17 protein-coding genes are annotated in these 18,479 nt (G+C 44.0%); 14 read left to right on the plus strand and 3 right to left on the minus strand.

The window, feature by feature from the left end; all coding sequences use genetic code 11:
- Window positions 1-12 precede the first annotated feature (12 nt).
- The 10 genes from EL173_RS02275 to xylB all read left to right on the plus strand — a co-directional run bounded on the left by EL173_RS02275 (window position 13) and on the right by xylB (window position 9,819).
- On the plus strand, window positions 13-1,497 hold the full coding sequence (locus tag EL173_RS02275) for a glycoside hydrolase family 1 protein (protein WP_005691532.1): 1,485 nt from the start codon (window positions 13-15) through the stop codon (window positions 1,495-1,497).
- A gap of 281 nt (window positions 1,498-1,778) precedes the next feature.
- Complete coding sequence (locus EL173_RS02280; RefSeq protein WP_005691534.1) at window positions 1,779-3,245, plus strand: BglG family transcription antiterminator; 1,467 nt, start codon at window positions 1,779-1,781, stop codon at window positions 3,243-3,245.
- Window positions 3,238-3,708: a PTS sugar transporter subunit IIA gene (locus EL173_RS02285; RefSeq protein WP_005691537.1), complete on the plus strand. Its 471-nt coding sequence runs from the start codon at window positions 3,238-3,240 to the stop codon at window positions 3,706-3,708. The genes EL173_RS02280 and EL173_RS02285 overlap by 8 nt, the downstream gene beginning before the upstream one ends.
- 1 nt (window position 3,709) lies before the next feature.
- On the plus strand, window positions 3,710-4,651 hold the full coding sequence (locus EL173_RS02290; RefSeq protein WP_005691539.1) for a ketose-bisphosphate aldolase: 942 nt from the start codon (window positions 3,710-3,712) through the stop codon (window positions 4,649-4,651).
- Window positions 4,652-4,679: 28 nt separating this feature from the next.
- Window positions 4,680-5,153 (plus strand): PTS sugar transporter subunit IIA, encoded by a 474-nt coding sequence (locus EL173_RS02295; RefSeq protein WP_005691541.1) that lies wholly within the window; start codon window positions 4,680-4,682, stop codon window positions 5,151-5,153.
- Window positions 5,150-5,467 carry a PTS fructose transporter subunit IIB gene (locus EL173_RS02300; RefSeq protein WP_005691543.1) on the plus strand — a complete coding sequence of 106 codons (318 nt, stop codon included), beginning with the start codon at window positions 5,150-5,152 and terminating at the stop codon, window positions 5,465-5,467. The genes EL173_RS02295 and EL173_RS02300 overlap by 4 nt, the downstream gene beginning before the upstream one ends.
- A 14-nt stretch (window positions 5,468-5,481) precedes the next feature.
- Window positions 5,482-6,567, plus strand: a complete 1,086-nt coding sequence (locus EL173_RS02305; protein ID WP_005691545.1) for a PTS fructose transporter subunit IIC — start codon at window positions 5,482-5,484, stop codon at window positions 6,565-6,567.
- Window positions 6,568-6,591: 24 nt separating this feature from the next.
- Entirely contained in the window at window positions 6,592-7,566 is a 975-nt protein-coding gene (locus EL173_RS02310) for an aldose 1-epimerase family protein (protein ID WP_014571109.1), read from the plus strand.
- 6 nt (window positions 7,567-7,572) lie between these two features.
- On the plus strand, window positions 7,573-8,256 hold the full coding sequence (locus EL173_RS02315; protein ID WP_005691548.1) for a D-lyxose/D-mannose family sugar isomerase: 684 nt from the start codon (window positions 7,573-7,575) through the stop codon (window positions 8,254-8,256).
- A gap of 96 nt (window positions 8,257-8,352) precedes the next feature.
- The gene (gene xylB / locus EL173_RS02320) at window positions 8,353-9,819 is read left to right on the plus strand and encodes a xylulokinase (protein ID WP_014571110.1); all 1,467 of its coding nucleotides are present in this window, start codon (window positions 8,353-8,355) and stop codon (window positions 9,817-9,819) included.
- A 281-nt stretch (window positions 9,820-10,100) separates the two neighbouring features.
- On the opposite strand, the gene EL173_RS02325 is transcribed toward xylB, so the two are convergent.
- Genes EL173_RS02325 through EL173_RS02335 form a run of 3 tightly spaced genes read right to left on the minus strand, consistent with a single transcriptional unit; the run spans window position 10,101 to window position 13,808 of the window.
- Window positions 10,101-11,708 (minus strand): PTS transporter subunit EIIC, encoded by a 1,608-nt coding sequence (locus EL173_RS02325; RefSeq protein ID WP_005691550.1) that lies wholly within the window; start codon window positions 11,706-11,708, stop codon window positions 10,101-10,103.
- Entirely contained in the window at window positions 11,705-12,487 is a 783-nt protein-coding gene (locus EL173_RS02330) for a carbohydrate deacetylase (RefSeq protein WP_005691552.1), read from the minus strand. Before EL173_RS02330 ends, EL173_RS02325 begins: the two co-directional genes overlap by 4 nt.
- A complete protein-coding gene (locus EL173_RS02335; protein WP_014571111.1) occupies window positions 12,468-13,808 on the minus strand; it encodes a family 4 glycosyl hydrolase in 1,341 nt (446 codons plus the stop codon). The genes EL173_RS02330 and EL173_RS02335 overlap by 20 nt, the downstream gene beginning before the upstream one ends.
- Window positions 13,809-13,967: 159 nt before the next feature.
- Between EL173_RS02335 and EL173_RS02340 the strand changes: the two genes are divergently transcribed.
- From EL173_RS02340 to EL173_RS02355, 4 genes are all read left to right on the plus strand, one after another.
- Entirely contained in the window at window positions 13,968-14,723 is a 756-nt protein-coding gene (locus tag EL173_RS02340; RefSeq protein ID WP_014571112.1) for a MurR/RpiR family transcriptional regulator, read from the plus strand.
- Window positions 14,724-15,187: 464 nt separating this feature from the next.
- On the plus strand, window positions 15,188-15,631 hold the full coding sequence (locus EL173_RS02345) for a PTS fructose transporter subunit IIA (RefSeq protein ID WP_014571113.1): 444 nt from the start codon (window positions 15,188-15,190) through the stop codon (window positions 15,629-15,631).
- Between the two features lie 72 nt (window positions 15,632-15,703).
- Window positions 15,704-17,248 (plus strand): PTS fructose-like transporter subunit IIBC, encoded by a 1,545-nt coding sequence (locus tag EL173_RS02350; RefSeq protein WP_005686305.1) that lies wholly within the window; start codon window positions 15,704-15,706, stop codon window positions 17,246-17,248.
- 64 nt (window positions 17,249-17,312) lie between these two features.
- The gene (locus EL173_RS02355; RefSeq protein ID WP_005691560.1) at window positions 17,313-18,479 is read left to right on the plus strand and encodes a MalY/PatB family protein; all 1,167 of its coding nucleotides are present in this window, start codon (window positions 17,313-17,315) and stop codon (window positions 18,477-18,479) included.

Genomic DNA, 18,479 nt, shown 5'->3' on the forward strand with positions numbered 1-18,479 from the left:
AGGATATAATCAATGAACGTATTTCCAAAGGACTTTTTATGGGGCGGCGCACTAGCTGCCTGTCAAGCTGAAGGCGCTTATTTGCAGGAAGGTAGCGGCATGGCTGTTTCTGATATTTCTTTCTTTGACCCTAAGTTGGATCGTGAGGATTTATCGAAGCATCGACATGTGACCACCCAGAATATCGAAGTTGCGATGGCTGATCCTGGAACAACACGCTATCCTAAGCGACATGGCATTGATTTTTACCATCGTTATCGCGAGGATATTGCATTGTGTGCTGAAATGGGATTTAAGGTGTTTCGCTTTTCCATTAAGTGGAGTCGTGTCTTTCCAACTGGTGAAGAGGCGGAGCCGAATCCTGAAGCGTTGGCTTTTTATGATCGAGTTTTGACTGAAATCGAACATCATGGGATGACGCCGCTGGTCACGATTTCACACTTTGAGATGCCGTTGGCGTTAGTCAATCGGTATAATGGCTGGGCCGATCGCCGGGTTATTGATCTTTTTTATCGGTATGCGGACAGCTTGTTTGAACATTTCGGGCAACGGGTGCCTTATTGGATCTCATTCAACGAGATTAATGCAGGTCGTTTTTCAACTTTTAAATCGACAGGTGTCGTTGAAGATAAGAGCGACAACTACTTGCAAGCCTGCTATCAGGCGGTTCACCATCAATTTGTTGCAGCCGCGAAAATTACCAAACGGTTGCATGAAGTGAATCCTAAAGCTCAAATGGGATGTATGATTGCCCGCTTTACAACGTATGCGGCCACCAGCAAGCCCGAAGATGTTTTGCAAATGATGCATGATGATCAATATGATAACTTCTTTTATACAGATGTCATGGTAAGAGGTGCTTATCCTGGTTATATGGGGCGGTTTTTCCGGGAGCATCATGTTGAAATTGTTTGGGGCGATGAAGACGAGACGCTGCTAAAACAATATCCGGCTGACTATTTAGCCTTCAGTTATTATGTGTCGAATGTTTCAAGCGCCGCACCAGATGATCTTGATGTGACCGATTCTAATCTAAAACAGACTTTGAAGAATCCATATCTGGAAAGCTCGGCGTGGGGATGGCAAATCGATCCCAAGGGTTTAAGATACACACTGAATAATTTGTATGATCGCTATCAAATACCGCTTTTCATTGTCGAGAACGGCCTCGGCGCCGAGGATTCCGTGTCTGAAGATGGGCAAATCATCGACACTTATCGAATTGACTATCTTCAACGGCACATTGAACAGATGAAGGAAGCCATTATTGATGGCGTTGATCTCATTGGCTATACAACTTGGTCGTCGCTTGATGTTGTATCCTCAGGAACTTCTGAAATGTCAAAACGCTATGGCTTTATCTATGTGGATTTAGATGATGAGGGTCAGGGCACGCTTAAACGTATTCGTAAAGCGTCGTTTTATTGGTATCGACAAGTCATTGCGTCTAATGGCGAAGATTTGGCTTTTCGGGAAGCAGCGGCGCTTAAACGTTAGAAATTGAATATCGCCTGACATTGAAGCCAGTTGAGTAAGGCTTGATGTCAGGTTATTTTATGGCTGTTTTTTTGGTCTGAAGCGGATAACTGTTACGAGTTTTCGAGAAATATTAATAAAGTATAAGCTTAATCGCTTTCCGTGAAGGTTGTTATCAACGTATATTGGAAGCGTCGATTCTAGTTTAGATCAGCAACTTTTATGTCCTCCTCAAAGGACAAAAACTTGTAAGCGCTTACTGGCCTGGCTGAGATAATGATAGTGGAAGGAGATGAGACCAAATGACCACCGATCTTGCGCAGTCAGTGATCCATCTACTGCAAGACCAACAAGGTTTCTTGACTTCTAATGAGCTGGCCAGAGAACTTAAAGTTTCTTCTAAAACCATTCAGCGGGTTGTGAGTCGAATCAACACCGCTTATGGCAATAACATCATTACTTCCGAGAAGGGGCGGGGATATAAGCTAGATTACGAACGATTTCTTCTAAGTAAATTGAGCGGAAAGTCGTCAGCTGACCATTCGCTGCCAGCTGAACGACAGAAGAAAATGCTAAAGCGATTATTGCTCGCGGCACCATCGGAACTTAAAGTCGCACAGTTAGCAGAAGATTTCTATGTCAGTGAATCTGTGATTCAAAGTGATATCAGCTCTTTAGAGTCGTGGCTGCAAAGGTACGATTTAAGCGTTAAACGGATTAATCGAACCTTGCATATTCAAGGAGAGGAGAAGGACATTCGCGATGCTTTGATGGAGGCGATTCTGGGTTTGAGTAAGGATACAACGATGAATTTTCAAGCGATGACGCAGGGCTTAGCGGAACACGATACAACTTTTGCGCTAAAACAAGTTGATGTTGTCTCGCAAGTTTTAAAGGCCGACCTACCTTATCCATACGATGTCAATCTGTTTTCGCATATTTACGTGTTGATCAATAGAATTCGGAAATTTGTCAAGCTGCCAATTGAAGACGAGGACATTACCCGTCTAAAGGCAAAAGTGCACAACTATCCGGATTTGTACAGTGTCAGCGAAATTGTGAAGCACAACTTGGAGAATTATCTGGGTGAGCCAGTTGCGGAGAATGAAGTTTATTACCTCTTTCAATATCTGATTTCTGCCAGATTTACGGGAAGTGATTTCAAGACAAAGGCCGGCACCTCGGCTTATACGTTTGCGGAGGCGCTCATCGATAAAGTCGCTAAGGATATTCAGTTGCCTGACAATACTGGGGCTATGGTTGAAGAACTTGTTCCGCACGTGGCGCCCATGCTTAATCGGTTGGAAAACAATATCCGACTGCCGAATGCGCTACTCAAAGAAATTCAGGATGAATATCCTCGTGTCTATCAATCAGTGCTGTTGGCGACAGCATCACTCGCCAAAGCATACCATTTGCCAGAGATTTCAGCTGACGAAGTTGGTTTTCTCTCTCTTTATATCGCCAAGTATATGGAAAGTTCCAAGCGTCCTAAAAAAGCGCTCGTGATTTGCACAACAGGGTTAGGTTCGTCCGAGCTGATCAGCGCCAAGATTCGCAAAGATTTACCGGATCTGGAGATTTTGGATATTATTTCAAATTTGAACTTGGAAAAGGCTTTAGCCAGACATCCTGATGTTGACATTCTCATTAGCACGATTAATTTGCCAAAGCAAAAGCACATTCCACAAGTATTAGTGAGCGCGATGTTCACAGTTCAGGATAAAAACAAGGTTGAAGAGGCGTTGAGGAGGCGGCAAGATGACTAGCTTCAAAGCGATTCAATTAATTCCAATTTTAGACTTGCCAGCCGAGGTATCGCCGACTAAATTGGCTTGTCTCGATGCGATATCGACCACGTTAGCTGACGTATCGGGGAAGGACAAGGGTCAAATCAAGACTGCATTTTTGGAACGAGAGGCTGTTGGTAATACGGCGCTAGAATCGGGTGTTGTTATTCCCCATGCAGTCTTGGTAGGACGTCAGGCGCCCTTTCTTGGCATCCTGTGCTGTCCCGACGGCATTAGTGATTGGCAAGATTTGGATAGTCATGCCGTGAGGCTGGTTTTAGCCATTCTGTTAGGACGAGACGGCCTGACGTCACAAGAAGGCGATGCTATTAAGGTATTATTTGAAGCACTGGCATCACCTCAATTTTTGGACACACTTGCACAAGCGTCTGAACCGCAAGCGGTTATGACAACAATCAAAAACAAATTGGAGGACAACTAATATGTTAGTATCTGGAGATCGTCTTTTACAAGTAGCTAAGGAACATCACTTTGCCATCCCGGCCTTCAATGCGGGGTCAGGACAACTTTTCACGGCAACATTAGAGAAGGCAGAAGAACTGCAGGCACCCTTTATTATGGCTATTCATCCTACTGAACTCGAGTTTTTGCGGGATAGTTTTGTGGCGCAGGTGATTGATGCGGCTAACCATACTGATCTGCCGATTGCATTGCATTTGGACCATGGCGCTTCATATGAACAAGTGATTCATGCCATCCATCTGGGCTTCACAAGCGTCATGATTGATGCTTCACTAACCGATTATGAGCAAAATGTTGCGCTAACTAAAAAAGTGGTTGAAGCCGCCCATGCGACAGGCGTTTCGGTTGAAGCTGAATTAGGAACGATTGCAGATACGGGAAATGATGTTGAAGGTCATTTAACGGATAACGTCAAATACACCGACCCAGAAACTGCAAAAGAATTCGTCGCGGCAACTGGTATTGATTCATTGGCAATTGCGATTGGGACGGCCCATGGTTTATACCCCAAAGATGTTAAACCTAAACTCAAACCAGAAATTGCAAAAGCAGTTGCGGAAGCGGTAGACATTCCGCTGGTATTACATGGTGCATCCGATAATCCGGATGACAAGATTGCCCAGGCAATTGAGTATGGGATTAATAAGATCAATATTTCAAGCGACATTAAGATTGCGTTTGCCAAGGATTTGCGGACCGTCCTTAATGAAAATGACCCTGACGAGATTCGTGAGCCAAAAGTGCTTTTCCCTTCACCGATGATCGCCACCCAGAAGGTTGTTGCCCAGAAGATCAAGTTGTTTGGGGATGTAGACCGGACAAAACTCTACTATCAGCACGAACCGGTTAACGAAATTCCCTATGATATCAAGAATCTCCAAGTTGAACATTTCAGCGCTTAATGCAACTTGAGGGAAGGGGGCTTAATTGATGGAACAGCTTGAGGAAGTTCTTGATCCAAGGTTGATCAGACTCAATTTGCAGGCAAGCTCTAAGCGTGATGCGATTACGCAATTATCAGAGACGCTCGAGGCTGCAGATTATATTAACGATGTCCCCGCCTTCGTCAAAGATATTTATTTGCGGGAAGAAGAGGGCATCACCGGAATTGGCGACGGGATTGCGATTCCCCATGGCAAGAGTGATTACGTCACCAAGGTGGGTGTGGCGATTGGCATTTTAAATAAACCAATTGCATGGGAAACATTGGATGGCGAAGGGGTGAATATTGTTATCCTCTTTGCGGTAAGCAATGATACTGAATCTGCGCGCAATCAATTGAAGTTATTATCGTTGTTTGCGGCACAACTGGGACATGATGACGTCGTTAAGAGGCTAAAGCACGCTGCTACGCCTGATGCAGTCATTGCAGCGTTCACTCAGAAAGAAGGTTCGGAACAATGAAGATTGTCGGTATTTCTGCATGTGCAGCTGGCATCGCCCACACTTACATTGCAAAGGAAAAAATTCTGCAGGCGGCTAAGGATGCCGGGGACACGGCCTATGTAGAAACGCAAGGAACGATTGGCACTGAAGATGCCTTAACCTCGGAACAAATTAGTCAGGCAGATATTGTCTTGCTGGCCATTGATGTCAAGATAGCCGGGCGTGAACGATTTGCGGGTAAAAAAGTCGTTGAAGTGCCAACTGATGTTGCAATTAAAAGTCCCAAAAAGCTTATCGCTAAACTTCACGAGCTTTCTGGGCAGCCCAGTTAAGCGAGGTGGGTAAGATGAAAAAGATTCAAATTAAGCAACCGGCATTGACCGCAATTTCGTATTTGATTCCGGTTGTTGTTGCAGGTGGGTTCTTGCTGGCAATTGGCAATATTATGGGTGGTAAGAATTTAGAAGCAGTCAAAGGCATCGCGAATGTCTGGGATGCCTTTTCAACAATGGGCGGCTTGATCTTGGGGATGTTGCCAGTTGTTGTTTCTACAGGGGTTGCCTTTGCAATTGCTGACAAGCCGGGGATTGCACCGGGATTTCTGGTTGGGCTTATATCGCGCATTATTGGTGCAGGGTTTCTGGGTGGCTTGATTGGTGGTCACATTGCCGGTTGGTCAGCATTGCTCATCATTGCCTACGTGAAAGTACCGAAGTGGGCAGCAGGTTTAATGCCGACGCTGATCATTCCTTTTTTAGCGTCAGTGATTGCCGGATTCTTCATGTTCTATATTTTGGGTGGGCCAATCGCTGCAGGGACAGTTTGGCTCACTGGGTACATGAAGACATTGGATACAAGTCAAAAGTTTCTGTATGGCTTAATTATTGGTATCTTGGCGTCAATTGATTATGGCGGGGCAATTAATAAAACAGTCTTTGCATTTGTTCTTGCCTTGCAGGCTGAAGGGATTAATGAACCGATTACGGTTTTAATTCTTGCGTCAATGGTAACGCCAATGGGTTATACGTTGGCCTACTTCTTGGGTAAAGCGGTTCACAAGAATATCTACACACCATTGGAAGTTGAGACACTCAAGACAGCTTTTCCGATGGGGCTGGTAGAGATTACCGAAGGCAGTTTGCCGATCGTGTTGAACGATCTTTGGCGAAGCGTTGTCGCAACTGGTGCCGGTGGTGCGATTGGCGGCGGTTTCTCGATGTTATGGGGAGCAGATTCAAAGATTCCTGCTAGTGGTTTGTTTGCAGTTCCGACAATGTCGCGACCGTGGGCATTTATTATCGCACTCATCATTGGCAGTGTTGTGACCGCAGTTGTCTATCTGGTGCTAAAGAAGCCAGTTTCAGCTGAAGACTTGGCAACGGAGAAGGAAGAAGAAGACCTCAATCTCAAGGATTTGAAGATTTCCGATTAAGCTTAATCAAGGAGAATGGACCATATGGAAAGTAGTCTGTTTGTAGGTAATCCGCTCCAAACATCAGGTGCACAGACAATCCAATTTTTAGAAGGTAAAGCAGCTGGTTTGAAAATGATTCGAATGTACAACGAAGCGGGTCTCAGCATGCTCGTTGCGCCGGATCGCGGCATGGATATACCAGAGCTGAAAGTTCATGGGACCAATATCTCCTTCGTCTCGGTGACTGGTTTCGTCAACAGCACGTATTTTGTGGAGCAGGGCGCAACTGGATTCATGCGGAACTTCAATGTCGGCTTTTTGACGACTGGTGGTCTCAGTTATATGGGCGCCCCCAAGGATCCAGCCCGAGGGCTACATGGAACGATTGGCAATACGCCGGCTGAAAACTTCTATCATCAGGATAACGGTCAGGCCATTGTGGCTCAGGGGGATGTAAGAGAAGCGGAGATGTTCGGGGTTAATCTCTTATTGAAGCGTCGCATCACGCTACCAAAAGCCCAAACGAGTATTTATCTGCATGACATCGTCGTCAATGAAGGCAGTCGTCCAGCACCTTTAATGATGTTATATCACATGAACTTCGGGTATCCATTCTTTGGTCCTGAAACCCAGCTGGTGCTCGATCCGCTTGTAACAACAGATCGAGACGGACTGCCGGCAACCGACTGGAAGACATTCTCATTGCCCAAAGCAAAAACTGAAGAGCGCGTTTATTTCCACAGCTTTAAACCTGATTTCGACGATATGGTGCAGTATAAGCTGTTAAGTCCCGAGACGGGGTTGCAGGCAACTATTTCTGTTCAATCATCGTTGTTGTCGGTATTAAATGAATGGAAACTTATGCAGACAAAGAATTATGTTCTGGGTTTAGAGCCGGCAACTAACAATGTTAATGGCATTGAAGCTGCCGAGCGTGCTGGAACATTGAAGAAACTTGCTCCGGATGAGCAAGCAACATTTGATTTGCGGGTTGATTTTTCAAGGATGGAGGTCTGAGCTTCAATGAAGCGATCAAGGATCAATCAGATTTTAAAGGAAAGCGAAAGATTCCTCAGGCAGCGTCAAGTTGTTCTTCCCCCTTTTGGTCAGTGGCAACCAGCTGACTGGGGAGATCTGGATACTTCTTATGCAGAAATCAAGGATAATATGCTTGGGTGGGATGTCACGGATTTCGGAACCGGTGATTTCGACAAATACGGCTTGGTTGCTTTTACATTTAGAAATGGCAACTATGCGGAACCAGAAAAGTATCCGAAGCCTTATTGCGAAAAAGTCTTGTTGTTGAATGAAGGTCAGGAGTTACCTTATCATTTTCATCGACTGAAAGAGGAAGATACAATCAACCGCGGCGGCGGCAATTTGCAAATCACGGTGTGGCATTCAACTGAGGATGAAGGATTGGATCGCACAACGCCGGTAGAATTGGTTAAAGATGGTCACAAGCTTGTCTTGGATCCTGGTACAGTGGTGACGCTCCATCCAGGAGAAAGCCTGACAACAACAACAGGTATTTACCATAAGTGGGAAGTAGAGCCCGGCACAGGTGAAGTCTTGGTTTGGGAAGTCTCCTCTACGAATGATGACAACATCGACAATCGATTTTTACGTGATACTCCGCGAGTTCCTGAAATTGAAGAAGATGAAGAGCCGTATCGGTTGTTGTTCGGAGATTATCGAAAATTGTAGTTAATTTTAGCCTGAAGACGTCACAATCTTCAGGCTTTTTCAAATCAATATGCTAAAATTCTTTGGCATGTAGCGAAGAGCCTAGGGAGGTAAATGATGGCAAACGATGTGGTTTTGGGAATAGATTTGGGCACAAGTGCCGTTAAAATTTTGGCGCTTTGTAAGGATGGGCGCCTTTATACCCATTCGGAGCCGCTCCAATTGATTCATCCGCAAAATGGCTATAACGAACAGGACCCAGAAGACTGGGTCTTGCAGACTTATAAAGCAATTCGGATTATTGTGCAGGAAAATTCAATTTCGCCTGAAGCTATTCGTGCTGTCAGTTTTTCAGGCCAAATGCACGGCTTAGTTGCGTTAGGGGCGGAGCATCAGGCTTTAAGAAATGCCATTTTATGGAATGATACCCGAGCGGCTGAAGAAGTTAATGAAATTCATAGTGATCTGGGAGAAGCATATATTAAAGTCACCGGCAATCGAGCCGTTGAAGGGTATGTTTTACCAAAGTTTTTATGGCTGCAGCGACATGAACCTGATGTTTGGAATCAGATACGGGCAATTATTTTACCCAAGGACTTTCTGCGATTAAGAATGACCGGGAAACTAGGAACTGATTATTCAGATGCAACTGGAACGGGCTATTTTGATATTCAGAAAGGCACTTGGAGTCAGGAAATTTTGACACATTTTGGGATTCCGCTTGAGTGGATGCCACCGGTGATATCGTCCGGGACGATTGTTGGCGCCTTAGGTGTAGAAGCTGCAATGGCTACCGGATTATCAACGGATACGATGGTCACAATGGGCGGTGCAGACAATGCCATGGGCGCTATCGGAGCTGGTGTTCTTCATCCTGATCAGATGATGTCTAGTATTGGGACTTCAGGCGTCATTTTACATCCTGAAGACCATCTGCCACAGAACTATGGTGGTCAACTCCAGCTGGAACGACATGCTATTCAGTCACGTTATTATTCGATGGGCGTGACCTTGGCTGCCGGCAATTCGCTGAGTTGGTTTAGAGATACGTTCGCTAAAGACAAGACTTTTGAAGACTTGATTGACGTGGCACGTCGCTCAACAATTGGTGCTAATGGTGTTCGCTTTGCGCCGTATCTTTCAGGAGAGAGAACGCCTTACTTTGATCCGCACATTCGTGGTGCCTTTACAGATATTTCAAATGCAAATACATTTGACGATTTTGCGCGAGCGGTGCTGGAAGGCATTGTGTTTTCACTTAATGATGTCATTAACTTGTATAGCAAGTTTGGTATTTTACCGAAGGAAGTGATCGCTATCGGTGGTGGTGCAAAAAATGCCTTTTGGGCACAAATGCAAGCAGATATTTTTAAAGTACCAATTAAAATTCCCAAGGTTGATGAAGGGCCTGGATTTGGCGCTGCCATGATAGCATCGGTTGCGGCTGGTTGGTTTAGAAATGTCGAGGAAGCGATTAAGACTTTGGTGTTTTACCCATATGTCTATGTACCTGTTGAGAATCAATCATCTAGATATGAAATTGTTTATGAATCATATCATCAATTATATGCCCGACTAAAATAAGGCATTTGATTCTCAAGAACGTTTAATTGGCCAGAAATCATGGAAGTCAATCCGAAGAGAAATATGTTTGGATTTTGACTGCGTGATGGAGACATCGCCTAGATTAGTGATTTTAACTGGGATCTTCAGCCTTTGTCTTGGACATAAAGAAACCCTCTAATCTTCTTGGTAATCCAAGCATAGATAGAGGGTTTCGGTAATTTTATGCAGCAACGGAATGTTCTAAGGGCTGTCTGCGAGCTGCTATAATGATGTCGATAGCTGAAATTTCAAATTGATTTTTAATCCTGAACAGCAGCATCACTAGGTTCAAGGTTCCATCCATTTTCTTTAAGATAATCATCTAATTTTTCGCGGACATCCTGGACACCTAGGCCGATTATGATCTGGATGTGCTTATGCTTGTCTACGACACCTGAGGACGGATAGGTCTTCAAGGTTGCAATATCAACTTTATCGGCGTCTTTAACGTCAATTCGCAATCGAGTGAAACAATTATTTACATTTTCAATGTTGTTGATACCTCCAAGGCCTTTTACGATTACTGCGAGATCAGAAGCGGGCTTAGGTGCTGCTGGTGATCTCTTTTCTTGGACAGCTCCTTTGGCAGTTTTTTTTGTTAATTCATCTGGAATTAATTCGTTTTCGCCATTTCGTCCAAGAGTGGGGATATTAAGCTTAATAATCAGTGCCTTAAACACAAAGTATTCAAGAAGCGCTAGTCCGAGTCCAATCGGTATAAGAAGCCACTGCCTTCCTAAGCCGAATGGAACCGCAATACTATACATGATGGTATTGATGATGTTTTCAACCATCACATTTAAGCCCAATACGTTGGAAATAAATAGTCCGAAACCATAGATGATCCCATGCGCTAACCACAGAATTGGTGAAATGAAAAGGAAGAGAAACTCAATGGGTTCCGTAATACCGGCGAATGCAGAGGCAAAGACCGCTGGAATCAGGATTGCTCGTAGCTTAACGCGGTTTTCCGGTTTAGCTGTGTGAATCAATGCGAATGCAATACCAATTGGTAGGGCAATATAACCGAAATTGACTAGATAGCCAACAGAGGAATGAATTGAGGTGACGGACGACATATTACCGATCTCAGCGAGCCAGATATTCATTGCCCCATTGTACGTTTTTCCTGCAACCTGTGCCGTTCCACCAAGTGGAGTGTAATAAAGTGGCATCCACAGGAGGTGATGCATGCCGACTGGCAGTAGCATTCTGTTTAGGAAACCATAAAGGAAGAAGCCAAACGCGCCCATACCAGATAGACCTCCGACAATGGCGTTGACCGCGCCATTAATTGGTGGCCAAATATATGAAACTGCGATGGCGAAGATGATGGTCAAAAAGATCAGTACTACATATGCAAATTTGGTTCCTTCATAGGGTGATAGATATTTGTGAAATTTGACATCCCCTAATTTATTGACAAAGAAGCCGACTAGGCAGCCCAAGATGATACCCAGAAAAACCCCCATGTCGGTAACTTGAACACCGAGGACAATGTTTTGCCCAGTGCCGAATAGTCCTTGTTTACCCGCTTTGGCAAGTTGACCAGTTTGGGACAACCAAAAGTTATTAGCATAGATGAAGATCAAAAAGACAGTGATTCCTAATATAGCGGCATCCGTCTTCTTCTTTTTTGCAATTGCTGCTGCAATACCAACGCAGAAGATGACTGATAATTGATTGATGGCCGCGCTGGTTAGAATTGTAAATAAACCCGTCCCCACATTTTTGATACCTTCAGGTAATTGTTCAAGCTTCATAACAGCGGCAACTGAAATCAAGAGTCCGGTGACGGCCATAAACATGACAGGTTGAATGATAGAACGGGCAAATGTTTGAGTGATTTTTTGCAATTTGTCCTTCATACCGGTTCCTCCTCCAGAGGTTGATCCTGGGTGACTAAATCGCGATAGGTACCAAGCTTGACACCCTCAGCAGCCAACCTTGCTTTAAGTTCGGGCTTGATAAGCTCGCGAAGGGTATAAGTGCGGCCGGTCGTAAAACTAGAATGTTCGGTCAGATCTGCATCAACATATCCTGGGTGACACATGGCTTCCACACTGCCAAAGGTTTTGACGTCTTCGATTAAGTTGTGAAGCGGCATCGGCTGCCAAATCGGTTTGCAAACCCCAATTTGATCGAGAGCATCATTAAATCGTTTGATCGTTACAATTCCCGGCGATACGTTATAATTTCCGCGAACGGGTAATTCGTAATCAGTGGCAAGTTGTTCGAATACTTCCGTTACACCATTTAGAGTATGGACGTGATGATGGCTATCCAAATGATCAGGCGTAATACCGCTGGCGATCACACGATCAATTTGGGCTTTCCACTCTCGATAAAGCTCATTTTGGTTAATTTCAAAATGGTCTTCATAGAAGCTTAGTCGTTTGAATTCACCGTTGCTGGTGGTTAGAGAGGGCACATCTTGTAAAAGTGGTTTGCCACAGGTTAGGGTGAGGTGAACGCCAATACCCAGGGATGGCGTTTGAATTGCCAGTCTAACAGCCCTTTCAAAACCAGGCATTCCAGCCATTATTGTGGTCGATGTTAGAACGCCTTTTTTATGGGCATCAAGGATACCTAAAGTAATCCCGCTGCCGTACCCAAAATCGTCAGCATTAATAATTAACAGACGCATAGGTCGGACCTCCTTTTAGTTCAACCCATTGATCACCATTTGCCTTAATCATTTCGTCCAATGCTTGTTTGGCGACTGTTGCATTTGGCACTGTTTGGTTAAGGGTGAAAGCTTGAAAGGCTTTTTGATAAGAATGTTCAAAGAAGGCATCAACGAGTAATTTTTCTGCAGCAACTTGTGCTTCCATCAGACCCTTGTGAAAATCGGGAATCGGATCACGTAACGAGATCGGTTCGACACCCTTAGCATTGACATAGCAAGGAACTTCAACAACTGCATCTTCGCGCACGTTTGGAATCGCGCCTCTATTTGGAACGATGAGCATGAAGCGATCATTGCGACTATGCAGAATTGAAATTGCCATTCGGACAATGTACTGACCATGAACGCCGCTTTGGTAATTGATGGTTTCTAGATCACGTTTTTCCTTGATTTTTGAAACGGTATCAGTAATCTGCTTTAGTCGGCCGTCCATAATCTCATTTGCACGCGTGTAATCGGGATTCGCTTCTTCTACGATTTTGTTGGGATAGAGGTAGTATTCAAGATAGTTGTTAGGCAGATACTGAGGAAAGTCTTGTTGCATCTCAGCCATCAGCTGGTACGTTTTTGCCCACGATGGATCAAGATCGGAAGTTTTAAACCCTTGCGTGATAATCTTTTCAATGATTTCTGGCATGATATCTTTACCGCGTTGAACATCGTATATTTCGCGGTACCAACCAAAATGGTTTAAACCATAATAGGTCGAAATGAAGTTTTGCCTATCATAGCCAAACGAGTTTTCAAGCAATTCTTCAATGCCAATGGTCATATCACAAGCATTAATGATCTTTGCTTTTGGAAAACGCCGGCGCACCGTTTCAGCGATAATTGATTCGGGGTTGGTGTAATTTAAGATCCATGCATCAGGTGCATACTCTTGGATGAATCCGACTAGTTCAACAAAACTTTTCATGGAACGCATCCCATAGGCAAAGCCGCCGAGTCCGCAGGTTTCTTGGCCGACTAACCCAAGCTTGAGTGGGATTTTTTCATCCATTTCGCGCATTTTCATGCCACCAGCTCGAATCTGAGAGAAGACAAAGTTGCAGCCGTAAAAAGCAACTTGCGGATCTGAAGTCGCAATCAGTTCGACATCCACGTTTTCTCGGTGTAACAGGTAATCCATGATAATTCGCATTTGTTCATTACGTTCTTCATCAATGTCATACAGGCGAATTTCCTTAATTGGGAATTCATCCTTATAGCTCAAGGCAGTTAGCAGAATTCCCGGAGTGTACCCGCTTCCTGAACCAGCAATCGTAATGATATTCTTCATCCTAAACCTCCATTTAAGTTGATCAGTGACTTGACACTCTAAGTTAACCATGTAACCGTTTACATTTGAACAGTGTATAATCATAATGACTGGTTGTTCACTAAATTGAAAAAAAGTGTCATTAAATGGAAAATTATGTCAACAGGGAGGTGCTTTCTGATGTTACGTCTTTTTTCTTCGCGTATTCAGCAAGCAAAAGTTACACTGACTCATAATGAAACTGAACTACTGAGGTCGCTTAGTGCTCAGGCTGGCGTGATTCCTAGAGCGACTATTACGGAATTGGCACAGTCCGTTTTTAGTTCGCCATCAACCATACATCGACTAATTCGGAAACTCGGCTTCAAAGGTTACACAGACTTTAAAGTGCGTGTTGAAGACTCGCTTGAAAGTGAATTGCCCTTGGTTCTTGCGCAACCTAATTTGCTAAAGATCACTATAAGCTCAATCGAGCATACGTTCAGACTTAATCAAGGCGTGATTAGAGATGCCGCAAGGCTGTTTTTGGCAGCTGAGCGCCATTATGTCTATGGAACCGGCTGGCGACAAAAACAGGCCGTGGATAACTTCTCCACGGACCTGCTTGTTTATGGTGAAAGCAGCATTACATTACGCAATAAATACGATTTAGGTAATGCGGTCAAGCAAATGAATGAGCATAGTGTATTGCTGTTCACATCGCTCTCCGGTAATACGGATGAGTATGCCGCCACGCTTCAGCAAGCAAAGCTTCAAAAGGTATCAATCATTTCGGTCACCAGAGATGTTTCTAACCCCTTGAGTGAGATCAGCGATGTAGCCATTTACTTTGCGGATGACACCAATCTTCAAGATAATCGGCATTGGCCGGCAATAACGATGTCTTTTTCTTTAGAAATGTTAATAAATGAGATTTTAAATTTTCAACATGAATGAATACTATAACCTGAACTTTATTGGATGTGCGAAAGTGGAATAAGTTTTGAGGGCGGCTCTGGGACTCCTTATCTTAATAAGGGTTTCCAAAACCGTCATTTTTATTAGGTGTGAGTTAGAGTAATGAAGTTTAATTTGCAACGATGGAAACAGAGTTTATTAAATTAGATACCAATAATTGAAAGCGGCACATTTGATGAATAGCAGAGTACTAGGAACTGGATTTTTACTTGCTCTACATGTGCTTTATATAATCCGGCAAGAAGACCTTATTTAATTGGAGTGAGCGGCAAATATCAATATCTATAGGTTTGCGGAAGAGCTGAGCGAAAAGCGATGACAAATGCTGAGAATATAATGGCATCAATTTTACATGTCACACCTCAGTGACAAAATCATAATTAAGTTTGAAAGCGGAATCATTTAATATAAAGACTGTAAAGAAGAAAGCGAGGACAGAGACCATGCCGATGTTCACAAAAGATAATATGATCATGGAACTTCATGGAGATAATCAGAAAGAAATATTGGAAGCACTAGCAGCAAAGGCTTATCAACTTGGCGCTGTTAAAGATGCAGAGACATTGGTTGCGGATTACCTGGCGCGGGAAGAAGAGTCGACAACGGGATTTGGGAACGGTGTTGCAATTCCGCATTCAAAGTCGGACAACAACCTGAAAGCAACCATTATTTTTGGTAGAAGTAAACAAGCGATTGAGTGGCAATCTTTAGACGGGCAACCTGCAAATACCTTTATTAGTTTAATTGTGCCAGCGTCTGAAGCGGGTGTTCATTTGCAGCTGCTAGCAAAACTCAGTCGTCAGTTAGTTCATCCTGATTTTGTTGATGTGTTGAAGAAAGGCAGTCAAGATGAGGTCTTTGACGTAATCCAGAAGGCAATTAATTAGAAGAGGGTCACGTACTCATCACGAGTTATGATTGAATGTTTTCGTTAGTTTTGAATCGAGGAGGAAAAGATGATGGCAAAGCTGAAGATAGTAGGTGTAACGAATTGTCCCGCTGGAATTGCTCACACTTACATGGTCGCCGAAGCAATTGAGCAAAAGGCAAAAGCGCTTGGCTATGAAGTACATGTTGAAACTCAAGGCGCTAATGGAATTGAAAATAAGCTTACACCAGCAGAAATTGCGGCTGCTGATTACGTTATCCTGGCCTTGGGGAAAGGTATGAGTGATGAAGACAAAGCTCGTTTTAATGGGAAGCAGGTTATCGAACTTCCTGTTTCTGAAGCATTGAAAAAGATCAATGTCATTTTTGATAATCTACACGATGAAGCGCATTTGTACACGGCATCTAAGGTTCAATTGGGCGATCGTAAACAAACAACTGGTATCATGAGCCACTTAATGGCCGGTGTTTCGGCAGCATTGCCGTTTGTTATTGGCGGTGGACTATTGATGGCACTTGGGAGCTTAATGGTCCAATTTGGTGCTCCTAATGTCGCACCTAAAGCCGGCCAAATGGCTTCCTTGGCTTGGGTTCTTAATACTGTTGGTGGTTTAGGCTTTACAATGATGATCCCAATTATGGGTGCTTATATTGCTTATTCAATTGGTGATAAACCTGCTTTGGCTCCTGCATTTCTGGTGACTTACCTTGCAAACACTCCAGATATCTTGGGAACTCAAGGCGGTGCCGGTTTCTTGGGTGCAATTGTTATTGGGCTGAGTGTTGGTTATTTTGTCAAAGCTTTCAGAAAAGTCAAATTAGGGAAGACATTCCAATCGACTTTGGGTTTTCTAATTATTCCGTTCGTGACGCTATTGCTCTTTGGCCTCGTGACCTATTATCTCTTGGGACCTGGTATGGCGTGGTTGATGGCTGCTTTGCTGAGCTTCCTGCGCAGTATTCCACCGGAAATGAAGATTGCTGGTGGGTTCTTAGTCGGCGCAATGTTGGCATTTGATATGGGTGGCCCGATTAACAAGACGGCTTGGTTCTTCGGGTTCTCCTTGTTGAGTTCTCATGTTTATACCTGGTATGGAATTGCGGGTGTTGTCACGGTGTTGCCTCCGATGGCTGCGGCGATTGCAACATGGTTACGGCCGGGTCTGTTCACCAAGCAAGAGCGTGAATCTAGCTGGCCTTCTATGCTTGTCGGAATGACCGTTGCAACGGAGCCTGCAATTCCATACGCTTTAGCAGCGCCAGTACCTATGATTACAGCAAATACACTTGCTGGCGGGATTGCCGGAGCTGTCTCAATGGGACTGGGCGTTGAAAGATTAGCACCGGGTCTGGGTGTTTTCGATCCGCTAATTGGATTATCACGACCTGCATGGGCTTATTACATTGCACTAGCGGTAGGCTTGATCTTGAACGTTCTGTTTGTGATTGTCTTCAAATCGGCATGGTTGAAACGGCAGGAACGTAAAAATGGGCTTGTGAGTTTGGATGATCAGCCACAAAGTACCGTTATTGCAGGCGACACAAATGTTTCAAAGCCAGCAGCAAAAGGTGTTCAGGCAACAAAGACATTGTCACCCGATGCTGCCAAGAAATAGTTAGCAAACTAGGGATGGTGCAGGGGCTTAGGCTTCTGTGCCTTTTTAGAAAGAAGCGATTAAATTGACAACTTATGACTTTGATCATGTTATCGATCGCCGGGGTACGTTTAGCACTCAATGGGATTATATTGCTGATAGGTTTGGCCGTAACGATATCCTGCCCTTTTCGATCTCGGATACAGATTTTCCAGTACCAGTTGAAGTGCAAGATGCGCTAAAAGAACGGTTAACACATCCAATTTATGGCTATACGCGGTGGAATCATGCTACTTACAAAGACAGTATTGTTCGCTGGTTCGAGCGTGATGGTCATACAAAGATAAACCCGGATTGGATTGTTTATAGCCCTAGCGTTGTTTTTACGATTGCTACGCTCATTCGAATGAAGAGCGATCCCGGGGACGGAGTGGCTGTGTTTACACCTATGTATGATGCCTTCTATGGTACGATTGAACAGAACGATCGAGTGTTGATCCCGATTCGATTAGCAGCTGCAGATGAAGGCTATGTGATTGATTGGGATAGTTTGGCAACGGTACTTGCTGAAAAGCAAACAAAAATATTTTTATTAACAAATCCGCATAATCCGACAGGATATGTTTTTACAAAATCGGAATTAGCGCGAATTTATAACTTGTGTCAGGCTGCCCATGTGTTTTTGATCTCTGATGATATTCATCGTGATATTGTTTATCCAGGTCATTCGTACGAACCAATGACAAATGTCGGCACAAGTGATGTTGCACTCTGCTGCTCAGGGTCAAAAACGTTTAACACACCAGGCCTGATTGGCTCATATGCTTTCTTACCCGATCATGATGTAAGGACACAATTTTTGACGGAATTAAAGCAGAAAAATGCTTTGTCTTCTGTAAGCATCTTTGGCATGTTGGCGCAAATTGCGGCTTATAACGGTTCAGAGGATTACGTGGAACAACTGACTGCCTATACAAAAAATAATATGGAGTTGGTTGCTAGTTATTTAGAGGAAAATTTGCCGGAATTGCAGTTTTCGTTACCGGATGCCACGTACTTAGCCTGGATAAATGTGTCTAAACTGGGATTAACATCAGAGGAACTTCAACATCGGTTAGTAAACGGCGGCCATGTTGGCATTATGGCGGGCAAAACTTATGGTGATACCAGATATCTAAGGATGAATATTGCCTGTCCAAAGAAGAAGTTAGTGATGGGGCTAGAACGTTTAAAGAAGGGAATTAGGGGATAA

Origin of the sequence: Lacticaseibacillus rhamnosus (assembly GCF_900636965.1) — a bacterium.
GTDB lineage: Bacteria > Bacillota > Bacilli > Lactobacillales > Lactobacillaceae > Lacticaseibacillus > Lacticaseibacillus rhamnosus.

What these genes read in the sequence shown, in the direction of transcription:
- EL173_RS02275 (WP_005691532.1), top strand. Translation starts at nt 13, where the DNA reads ATGAACGTATTTCCAAAGGACTTTTTATGGGGCGGCGCACTAGCTGCC.
- EL173_RS02280 (WP_005691534.1), top strand. Translation starts at nt 1,779, where the DNA reads ATGACCACCGATCTTGCGCAGTCAGTGATCCATCTACTGCAAGACCAA.
- EL173_RS02285 (WP_005691537.1), top strand. Translation starts at nt 3,238, where the DNA reads ATGACTAGCTTCAAAGCGATTCAATTAATTCCAATTTTAGACTTGCCA.
- EL173_RS02290 (WP_005691539.1), top strand. Translation starts at nt 3,710, where the DNA reads ATGTTAGTATCTGGAGATCGTCTTTTACAAGTAGCTAAGGAACATCAC.
- EL173_RS02295 (WP_005691541.1), top strand. Translation starts at nt 4,680, where the DNA reads ATGGAACAGCTTGAGGAAGTTCTTGATCCAAGGTTGATCAGACTCAAT.
- EL173_RS02300 (WP_005691543.1), top strand. Translation starts at nt 5,150, where the DNA reads ATGAAGATTGTCGGTATTTCTGCATGTGCAGCTGGCATCGCCCACACT.
- EL173_RS02305 (WP_005691545.1), top strand. Translation starts at nt 5,482, where the DNA reads ATGAAAAAGATTCAAATTAAGCAACCGGCATTGACCGCAATTTCGTAT.
- EL173_RS02310 (WP_014571109.1), top strand. Translation starts at nt 6,592, where the DNA reads ATGGAAAGTAGTCTGTTTGTAGGTAATCCGCTCCAAACATCAGGTGCA.
- EL173_RS02315 (WP_005691548.1), top strand. Translation starts at nt 7,573, where the DNA reads ATGAAGCGATCAAGGATCAATCAGATTTTAAAGGAAAGCGAAAGATTC.
- xylB (WP_014571110.1), top strand. Translation starts at nt 8,353, where the DNA reads ATGGCAAACGATGTGGTTTTGGGAATAGATTTGGGCACAAGTGCCGTT.
- EL173_RS02325 (WP_005691550.1), bottom strand. Translation starts at nt 11,708, where the DNA reads ATGAAGGACAAATTGCAAAAAATCACTCAAACATTTGCCCGTTCTATC.
- EL173_RS02330 (WP_005691552.1), bottom strand. Translation starts at nt 12,487, where the DNA reads ATGCGTCTGTTAATTATTAATGCTGACGATTTTGGGTACGGCAGCGGG.
- EL173_RS02335 (WP_014571111.1), bottom strand. Translation starts at nt 13,808, where the DNA reads ATGAAGAATATCATTACGATTGCTGGTTCAGGAAGCGGGTACACTCCG.
- EL173_RS02340 (WP_014571112.1), top strand. Translation starts at nt 13,968, where the DNA reads ATGTTACGTCTTTTTTCTTCGCGTATTCAGCAAGCAAAAGTTACACTG.
- EL173_RS02345 (WP_014571113.1), top strand. Translation starts at nt 15,188, where the DNA reads ATGCCGATGTTCACAAAAGATAATATGATCATGGAACTTCATGGAGAT.
- EL173_RS02350 (WP_005686305.1), top strand. Translation starts at nt 15,704, where the DNA reads ATGGCAAAGCTGAAGATAGTAGGTGTAACGAATTGTCCCGCTGGAATT.